This is a genomic window from Gilliamella sp. Fer4-1 (genome assembly GCF_001690515.1).
GTDB classification, from domain to species: domain Bacteria; phylum Pseudomonadota; class Gammaproteobacteria; order Enterobacterales; family Orbaceae; genus Gilliamella; species Gilliamella apicola_C.
Window position 1 is genome coordinate 1 of record NZ_LZGZ01000176.1, and the last position, 8763, is coordinate 8763.

Here is an 8763-nt window from a genome sequence, read left to right on the forward strand (position 1 = left end):
ATATAGATATTTGTTTTATTTAAACTTATATCTGCTATTAAATTCTACCAAATTTTTCTAATTTTTAAAGAACATTAACTTATTGATTTTTAATAGGTAAAAATGATACTAAGCGTAGCCCATCAAGATCTACCGGAACTCTTCTATTTGTACCATAGGTTTGAAAATCAAATCCTGATTCAGTATTAGTCGCCCAAGCAAGGACAACATTACCGTCTTCTGCGAGTTTAACAATTTGTTGCCATATCATTTCTCTTATCGGTCTTGATATATCACCAATATAAACCCCAGCCCTAATTTCAAGTAACCAAATGGCTAAACGGCCTCGTAATCGAGCTGGAACATTTTCAGTTACAACAACACACATACTCATTATTAGCGACGCCTAAAACCGCTATCGGCAAGAGATTGAGGTTCGGGAATAGCGGGAGGTTGAACATTGTCTGGAGGTGGCGGTGGTTCAATGCCGCCGGCTGACAGAACTTCTTCAATAAGAGGAATTAATGTTGCTAATGTTTTCTGGCTTCTAAAAATTTCGCGACACGCAATTCTAACTTCGCGATCAGGATCGCTCTTGTTCTTTGCGGCGATTTCGAAAGCTTTGGGAACGACAGTATCAAATTTAATAATATCAGCAATATCATAAACAAATGATAGTGGCTTGCCACTATGCACAAAGCCAATTGCTGGAGCATAGCCTGCTGCCAAGACAGCGGCTTCCGTAATGCCATATAAGCAAGAGGTGGCTGCACTTATACATTGATTAATGGTATCGCCTTTTTGCCAATCTTTGGGATCATACTTTCGCCCATGCCATTTTACGTTATAACGTTTAGCCAATAAAGAATAGGTTTCTCGCACTCGTGCGCCTTCAATTCCTCGTAATTGTTCAATCGAACGACGACTAGGTGCAAGTTCACCAAATCGCAATTCAAACATCTTTTTAACCACTTTTAAACGTAAATTATCATCTAAAGCCAATTTAGCTTGATAAAGCAGTTTGTCAGATCTTGCTCCACCGGGTTGACCTGATGAATACATTCTTACGCCAGCTTCACCAACCCAAACTAGCAAGGTTCCGACCGTTGCTGCTAACTTGACTGCGGCATGTGAAACGCGAGTTCCAGGCTCAAGCATTATGCATGCTATAGAGCCTACTGGAATATGTGTTCTAATACCTGTTTGATCGATTAATACAAATGCCCCATCTAAAACATCAATTTGTCCATATTGTAAAAAAATCATTGAGGTTCTATTTTTTAAAGGAATAGGATTAAGAGGAACATAAACCATAGCACCCCATCCTATTGATAATGTTTTATCAAAAATAAGCCACAACCAAATCCTTTACTTTTACCAATACCTCGATAAATTGTGTTCAAAAACAATTCTGTATCCGTCACCGTTAACACCCCTTGATAATCAACGGTGCTATAAGTAATCGGTTTAAGATCATTTCTTTTACTAAATTGCTGTTGGTTATAACTGGTTACCGTGCAATTTACTTGTTGATCATCCGTTGTTAATAATGAAAATCCTCTGGTTTCACTCTGTTTTATTAACCAGTTGATTGCTGCATCATGTTGTCGGATTTTTATCTCTTTTGAGCTTAAACCTTGTTGTTTTGCTAGATATTTAGCATTCATCATTACATCACTACGTTTACCATTTTTAAATACCACAGGATTAGCTCGTAAGGAAAAAATCAATCTCATTCCAACAGTTAATTTGGGTTGATATGGTTTAGTTTCTATTGAAAATAGATCATGATTTGAAAGTGGCTCGGTTTCCGATAATAAATAGTATTGATAACCTTTACCTATTTGTTCCTCATGGAATAAAAAGGCGCGTTTATCTTGATTAGGGAAGAGTTGCCATAACCATTGATGAATTGCATAAGGTCCCGAATTTTGCATTTTCTGATGTAAAACATCATGAAGCCGATTCAGTTTTAACGTAACTCGAGAAAAATACATCTATTCACTCCCTTTTAAATTGCCTGAAAACTGCTGACGGTTAATAAATTGCCATCGATGACGATTTATTGGTTGATCTTGTCGGCACTGAATTTTAATGACATCAAATCGATCTTCTTGATTATTCTGTTCCCAATAATATTCATCCGCAGTGCCTTGTAATAATTTATTGATAACAGGATCTTGACGATGGCAATCTTGGTAATGTTTATCGGCAAAAATAAAAGCATCGCTCAATGTTCCTTGGCACAAGATAGGCGATAATGGCAGTGATAATGGTGAGTTTTTTCTGCCTGCATATAATGGAAAAACGGGCTTAAGTAATGCTTGTTGTATTTGCTCTAAACGATAGGGCGCCTTGTCGGTTTCAGACATGACAATTTGATAATAAACGTCATTATAATATTCACGCTGTGATAATAAGGTTTCTAGCTCAAGAGGGCTTTTTCGTATTTCGTCAAAACGGGTATGCCATACTTGCTTTTTGTTCGCTTTAGGTGCTTGTACCGTTTGAAAATCTCTAAACCAACTATTATTAGCAATAAAAGGACGAATAGCAAAATGATAATGCAAATTAAAGTTATCAATTTGTTTATCATCACGCCTTATACCAAGTGCAGCAGCCACTATTCCTAATAAAGCCGAACGTGAAGGGATGATATTGCTGTGGCGAACTTCACCAACAGCCGGTTCGCCCCATGAGGTAAAAGGGGCATAAATCTGAAAAATAAGATGGTTTATCATCTTGTCCGCTCTCCTATTTTTGCGCAACAAAATCTAATGCCGCGCTCAGTGTTCCTTCTCCTGTTTCACTGTTGAGAATATAGCGGCTATCGGCACATTGCCCATACACTTTATCAAATTTATCACGTTGCTCTTCTAAACGAGTAATCGCATCATTCACCATATCTTGGCCACGAATTGGGTTAAAATAGGCCACAGCTAAAGAGCGCGGTTGTTGGGAGCCTTTTTCTATTAATAGATAAGAGGTATATGCTCTTGAGGCAAAACTGTTTTGCATACCAGTTGGAGCCACTTTTGTTGCCGATTCAGTTAAAGCTTTTAAGTTTTTTTCTACTAATGCCTCATCACCATTTAAATTCTCTAGTAGTAAATCACGGCTGATACAAACATAGGTGTAAAATAGTGCTGAAGCAAATTCTCGCTGATTCAGATGTGCAGAACCTGCGTTAACATCGTTATTATTTAAATCATCAACAGCAGTAAAGAAATCATTTTCTATCGTAACCGTACTTACACCTAATGCGTGAGAAACTTGGCACGCTGCTTCAATATTAAATGCTGGCCTCTCTGCTAACATTCGTCCAAATAATGCCACATCAACACTACTATTTTCTTTACGCAGTAATTTCACTTCATCATCGCTAGGTTCACGTTTTTCACTAATCAATAATTCCACTAATTGCTCGATTGCTTGTTGCTCGTTATTGCTAATATGCACCAATTGTTCAATATCTAGGCTAGCTAATGGATCTTTAGATGATTTTTCATTTTTTACTTTACCAAACTGGCTCGCTATTTTGATGGCACTTCCTTTAGCAATCTTTTCAGGAATACCACTCTCAATCATTGGCGTATATACCCAATCTCGAGCCAAACGACGTGAGCGAACACCAATATGATCGCTTAATGATTGATAAAAAAAGTCCGAGGTTCGCCAAGCTCGCTTTAAACTTTGTGATGAGATACGTAAACGATCGGTGTTGCCCATTTTGGCTGTTTTTGGTCGCCCTAAATCATCACGGTTTAAATTTGAAGGCGCATAAGCAGTTAATAAGTGTAATTGAATAAATGTAGTCATGATGATTATTCCTTAGAATTATTTTTTGTTGAAAAATAGTCCATTGCCCAACGAAAAGAAAGGCGTTCAAACGGATTAGTTTTAGCTGATGAATTATGCTTATACTCTCGCTCATACCACTCTTGCATCCATAAAAAGATGCCGTCGGCAAGTGAAATAAGGTTAACACCTTTTTCGCCACGTATTTTTACCGCACGAATTAAGCGACGACAAAATTCTTCAGGGTTTTGGCTTGCTAAAAGTTGTTGAAACCGTAGAGAAGATAAGTAGTTACGTTCACTGCCTTTTATTTTTTCACTTAATTGTGCGGCAAATGGGGCTTTGTCATTATTAGCTTCAGCAAAAGCAGCGGCATTGACAAATATCTGTAGTGCTTGATACTGAACATCCGTTTGCGCCAATTTACTATCGTTATGAATAAGCGCCTTGGCTAAAATCATATAGCCTTCTTGTAAGATTATAAATTCAGATAGTGCATTCCGACGTAATTCTGCTCGCAATTTACGTCCATTGTAGCTAATACCATTAAATGTACATTGCCTTAGCTGCAACATAGAAAACCACTCATCGATGATCTTTTTATGGTTATCATTTAAGATCATCAGCTTTTTTTGGATAGTGCCTGACATGTTGTTCTCCCCTACATGCAAACAAGACGATTTGTTATTTTTAATCTTTTTGATATTTCTCAGTTTATTAAAATCTTTAATTAATTTGTCTCTTGCGGTGATTTTTTCAGAACTAATCATTAGTTGATCTGGGTCAGCAAAAGCAGCTTTATCATAAACTTGTGTGATATATTTCAATAAGGTATTGGTCCAATCGAATAACAAAGGAAAGCGACCATTTGGGTTGTCTTTCTCTTCAATCAATTTTTTAATATATTGATAAAAAGGCGTTTCAGTTTCCTTCCAATAAGCGATATCAACGGTGCTTGATTGCTTGTTAATACTACTCATCGCTTTACGGAGTATTGGCAAGGTATCTTTGCTGAAATCTAGCGCAAGTGTTATTAGTTCTTTAATATCGCTATCCAAATCATCAAATATTGCATAAACAGGGAAAGTATGTTCATACCAACAACGAGCCTTCATATTGTCAAAATCATAACCAAAACACCAAAGATGATATTTTTCTGAAGCTCTCAATCCACGTGAATAATGAACTGCAACTAATCGGGCTGACTGAGTTTCGTCACTGGTACTCACCATACCTAACCAATCACGATAAATTAATCCTCCCGGTTGGCCTTTAATCGCAATCGGTTCCCCCGTTTTACTGTCGGTTCGATAAGGTGATAACGGATGTCGCCAATTTTTATATTGGACGCCGTAATTTTTTGTTTGATACTGACTAATAAGCTCGGGCGATTTTTCACCACAAAGGTCACAATCGCCTTGCGTGGTATTTTCAAAATCAAGCTCAATGCGGCGAGGCATCCCACAATATGCTTGACAGCAATTAGCTTGCTCAGGGAATACACTTAAATTTTTGGGTGGTTCGCTAGTTACTGTTTTGTTTAACCACGGGAAGACAGTTTCATCATAATGTTGAGGTTTTTCGTCATCATCGAGAGGCATCACATTTAGCCATAACTTTTTCCATAATGGTGTTGATGTATCGAGTGCAGGCATCATTAAAGTGGTAATCGGCCCACCGCCTCGCAAACTAACGCGGTGCCCTTGTCCTCCCGATGGCGCATTAGTTTGTAAAGTAAACAGTGCCATAACGGCACAATGTGGGCAGATCGCTTTGACAAAATCACGTTTGATAAAATGGTCAGTATTTTTCTTTAATGCGTTTTCACCCGGTGCTTCAACCAATAAGCCCGATATTGGTACTTTATTACCATCTAATGGCGTAAAATCTTGCATAAATGCCGGTTTATGTTCACCAAATTGCATGGCCTGTTTAGCTGGTTTGAATGCTTCATCTAATTGTGCTTGAGTAATACCTTCATGCCAATATTCTAACCATTCATCATTATCTTCAGGAGAAAAAGTGGTTTGTAGCAAACCGATAAGAAATTGGTATGCAGCACCTTGGAAGTCAGGTCTAAAATAGGCCAAATCGGAGATGGTTTCGTCAGCAATTTGGCTAGGCTTAATTTTACTTATTTGACCATTAAAATGTCTCACGGGGATCCATTTTTCGTCTAGAAGAGATAAACAGAACAAAACTCACTCCTTTTTATTTTATTGGCAATTTTAAATAAAATAAAACGATAAAGCGAAAACTAACTGTTTAGCTTATCGTTTTTAATTTGTTTTTTTATTTATCTTCAAAGCTATTCTTTTTCACTTTAAAATTGAAACAAAAATATTGAATTTCTATATCTGTTGCTTTTTGCTTGTTTTTACAACAAAAGCACATTTTTAAAAATGTACTTAAGATTGTCTTTGCTAAATAAAACAATATGTTAAATATTTTCATGATTATTTTTCTCTTTTAAAAAAATGATTATATTGAATAACATTAGCAAAGCTGATATAATTAGCGAACTCTACTTCTGCAAGTATAAAATGCAGCGCTAAAACTTAGCTAGCTGAATAGCGTGTTATTAATTTAACATTCTAGCTTAGTTGAGTCAACAAAAATAACAAGATAGTAAATAAAAATTAAAATAAACAATTAATCATAATAAAATAGCTCATCTTATCAAATAGTTCCCTATATGAATAGGGATAAACCAATAGTAAATAATAATTATAATCAGTTCCCCACTCTCGTGGGGATTTTTATTTTATAGCCAGATAACCTGGATCAGGTTCAACGCACTTTCTGCCTAGGCTATTACATGAAAAACCGATATCATGCATGACTTTAATTTGACTGCTTCAATAGCTTAGTGTTTATAATATTGCATAAGATACTAACCACTCGAAACATCAATTACATAATAATGTTACACACATTGAGAAATGTTATGATTAAAAAAAATAATGATCTAGATAACAGCAACAGTCCATCTGAGCGCCTTGATTCACCTAAAGAACAGTCTTCAATTCTGTCAATCCTTAATAAATTAGTTCCCTTTTCAATGATTTGGGTCAGTTTAGTTTTAATGTTTGGTGTTATTTGTATGTACACCAATGCCATGGGACAAGACGAATTTTATCGCTTTATCTTCTTTTTACGTAGTCCTTTTGCTATTGTGCTCAATAGCATTGCATTGTTGGTTGCTATTTTTCATTCAATCTGTTGGTTTAATTCCATTCCTAAAACGATATTTTTATATCGTACTGCTAAAAAATCACAAGCTTATTTAATTATTATAGGGTTGTGGATAGCAACAATTTTTGTGTCAGCCTATTTGCTGTTATTTATCTTAAGATAAGTGGTATTTAATCAATGAAAAATCAAGAAATCCAAGCTAGAAGCACCAATGGAAAAGTTGTAAAAGGGCTATTTGCGCTAGGGGGTACATGGGCGGCTGTTTTTTATCCCATTGTGCTAATAATTATGATATTTATCATCCCTTTTGGTGATGCAGCAACACGTTCTTATATTCTTAAAATAGCCAATACGGAATTTGGCAAGATCTTTTTATTTTTGATGATTTCACTACCTATCTGGTGTGGATTACAACAAATTTTAACCATTTTGCATAAGTATAATATTCACCCAAAACGCGAAAAACTACTTACTTTTGGTTTAGCATTGGCATGGACAGTTCATGCCATTTATGTCTTATTTATTCGGATATAGCAAGCATTTGAAAATTGCGACAAAATAAAAAGCGTTATTAATCAATTAACGCTTTTTTTATTTTTGGAAACTAATAATAAGTAATTTCGCGAATAATATTAGTTTGTTTGTTATTTTTAAATTTTTTGGCTGTAAGCCAATCGTTTTTTTCATTAAATGTTAAAAATTGAGTGACATAATGTGCTAATTCTTTACCAGCAGATAGATAAGATGTTTCTATAGTTGTTAAACGATGAAGGTTGTTATCATACTGATACAAAAAATCACTCTCGTTTTGCATATTATTACTAAATTGATAGCGCACTTTCGCTAATTGGTGTGTTTGGTATTCAAATGTGTAGGTTGAAGCTCCTTTTTGCTCTTTCCCTGTATATTTGCCATTCTCATCAACTTCTTTGAGTTGCCATTGGACATTTTTATTGATAAGGCAATTATTACTATCGTAAACATAGTTATCGGTTTCAAAAAAAATGAAATCAACCGCTTTTTTAGTCTGTTGTGATACAATAATTTTACCTTGTTCATCAGTATTAAATTGGATAATGCTATTGGTTTTATCTTCGACATCTTCAATAATATTTTCCCAACCCGATTTATTTTTTTGTAGGTGTTCAGAATAGATTCGAACGTTTTTATCTAAATAAAGATCATAATGGCTTTTTATTATTTCTCCGTTAGTATCATATTCTAATGCATGTTTAGCGTTCGTACTGTTAGTTTCAGTAGTTAATTTAGTGGTTAATGTTCTTACCTCGTGTTTAATGCCTTGTATAGGGGAATCAATATAATCAAGGATCTGAAAAATATAGTTATTGGCATTCGCTGTATTTTGAGTAGGATTATCACTACAAGTTAGCGCCATGGCGTCTATTGATGTGAGTGATAAACAGAATGTTAATAAAAAAAATCGTATTTGTTTTTGCATCGTGTTCCTGCTGAATAATTTATTGTATGCTTTTACCTTTTGCCCATTAATAATGCATCATCCCAATTCACTTTTTTACCTTGTTTTTTACTTGATTGGCTGTCATCTTGATGAGTAAATTTTTCTTCTTTGTTTTCATCTATCAACGTGTTACTCGCTCTACGAGGTGGTTTATCTAAAAAAGAAAGTAACTCTTTGGTGTATTCTTCTTCAGGAGAATAGAAAATCTTTTCTCGTGAGCCTTGCTCTATAATTCTACCCTCTTTCATAACAACAACTTGATGACACATTGAGTAAACCAGCGCTAAGTCATGGCTAATAAACAGGTAACT

The 8763-nt window shown here is 35.4% G+C and carries 9 protein-coding genes and 1 pseudogene; 2 read left to right on the plus strand and 8 right to left on the minus strand.

What is annotated here, in order from left to right; translation table 11 throughout:
- Positions 1 to 79: 79 nt before the first annotated feature.
- The 6 genes from cas2e to casA are packed head-to-tail and all read right to left on the minus strand — an operon-like array spanning position 80 to position 5975.
- Positions 80 to 373 (minus strand): type I-E CRISPR-associated endoribonuclease Cas2e, encoded by a 294-nt coding sequence (gene cas2e, locus A9G30_RS06090; RefSeq protein WP_065566888.1) that lies wholly within the window; start codon positions 371 to 373, stop codon positions 80 to 82.
- A gap of 2 nt (positions 374 to 375) precedes the next feature.
- Positions 376 to 1293, minus strand: a complete 918-nt coding sequence (gene cas1e, locus A9G30_RS06095) for a type I-E CRISPR-associated endonuclease Cas1e (protein WP_065588386.1) — start codon at positions 1291 to 1293, stop codon at positions 376 to 378.
- A gap of 11 nt (positions 1294 to 1304) precedes the next feature.
- Positions 1305 to 1976, minus strand: coding sequence for a type I-E CRISPR-associated protein Cas6/Cse3/CasE (gene cas6e / locus A9G30_RS06100; protein ID WP_065588379.1), 672 nt, complete (start codon positions 1974 to 1976; stop codon positions 1305 to 1307).
- Positions 1977 to 2720, minus strand: coding sequence for a type I-E CRISPR-associated protein Cas5/CasD (gene cas5e, locus A9G30_RS06105; RefSeq protein WP_065588380.1), 744 nt, complete (start codon positions 2718 to 2720; stop codon positions 1977 to 1979).
- Between the two features lie 13 nt (positions 2721 to 2733).
- Positions 2734 to 3798 carry a type I-E CRISPR-associated protein Cas7/Cse4/CasC gene (gene cas7e / locus A9G30_RS06110; RefSeq protein ID WP_065588381.1) on the minus strand — a complete coding sequence of 355 codons (1065 nt, stop codon included), beginning with the start codon at positions 3796 to 3798 and terminating at the stop codon, positions 2734 to 2736.
- A gap of 5 nt (positions 3799 to 3803) precedes the next feature.
- On the minus strand, positions 3804 to 5975 hold the full coding sequence (casA, locus tag A9G30_RS06115; RefSeq protein ID WP_081295736.1) for a type I-E CRISPR-associated protein Cse1/CasA: 2172 nt from the start codon (positions 5973 to 5975) through the stop codon (positions 3804 to 3806).
- Between the two features lie 749 nt (positions 5976 to 6724).
- Between casA and A9G30_RS06120 the strand changes: the two genes are divergently transcribed.
- Complete coding sequence (locus A9G30_RS06120; protein WP_065588383.1) at positions 6725 to 7135, plus strand: hypothetical protein; 411 nt, start codon at positions 6725 to 6727, stop codon at positions 7133 to 7135.
- A 14-nt stretch (positions 7136 to 7149) separates the two neighbouring features.
- Positions 7150 to 7506, plus strand: a complete 357-nt coding sequence (gene frdD / locus A9G30_RS06125; protein WP_065579691.1) for a fumarate reductase subunit FrdD — start codon at positions 7150 to 7152, stop codon at positions 7504 to 7506.
- 70 nt (positions 7507 to 7576) lie between these two features.
- Here the strand turns inward: frdD and A9G30_RS06130 are convergent, their stop codons facing one another.
- Positions 7577 to 8431, minus strand: a complete 855-nt coding sequence (locus tag A9G30_RS06130) for a hypothetical protein (RefSeq protein WP_065588384.1) — start codon at positions 8429 to 8431, stop codon at positions 7577 to 7579.
- Between the two features lie 32 nt (positions 8432 to 8463).
- Positions 8464 to 8763: pseudogene (locus tag A9G30_RS06135) on the minus strand (hypothetical protein); the annotation flags it as partial.

Excerpts from the sequence above, each read along its gene's own strand:
- cas2e (WP_065566888.1), bottom strand. The coding sequence starts at position 373 with ATGAGTATGTGTGTTGTTGTAACTGAAAATGTTCCAGCTCGATTACGA.
- cas1e (WP_065588386.1), bottom strand. The coding sequence starts at position 1,293 with ATGGTTTATGTTCCTCTTAATCCTATTCCTTTAAAAAATAGAACCTCA.
- cas6e (WP_065588379.1), bottom strand. The coding sequence starts at position 1,976 with ATGTATTTTTCTCGAGTTACGTTAAAACTGAATCGGCTTCATGATGTT.
- cas5e (WP_065588380.1), bottom strand. The coding sequence starts at position 2,720 with ATGATAAACCATCTTATTTTTCAGATTTATGCCCCTTTTACCTCATGG.
- cas7e (WP_065588381.1), bottom strand. The coding sequence starts at position 3,798 with ATGACTACATTTATTCAATTACACTTATTAACTGCTTATGCGCCTTCA.
- A9G30_RS06120 (WP_065588383.1), top strand. The coding sequence starts at position 6,725 with ATGATTAAAAAAAATAATGATCTAGATAACAGCAACAGTCCATCTGAG.
- frdD (WP_065579691.1), top strand. The coding sequence starts at position 7,150 with ATGAAAAATCAAGAAATCCAAGCTAGAAGCACCAATGGAAAAGTTGTA.
- A9G30_RS06130 (WP_065588384.1), bottom strand. The coding sequence starts at position 8,431 with ATGCAAAAACAAATACGATTTTTTTTATTAACATTCTGTTTATCACTC.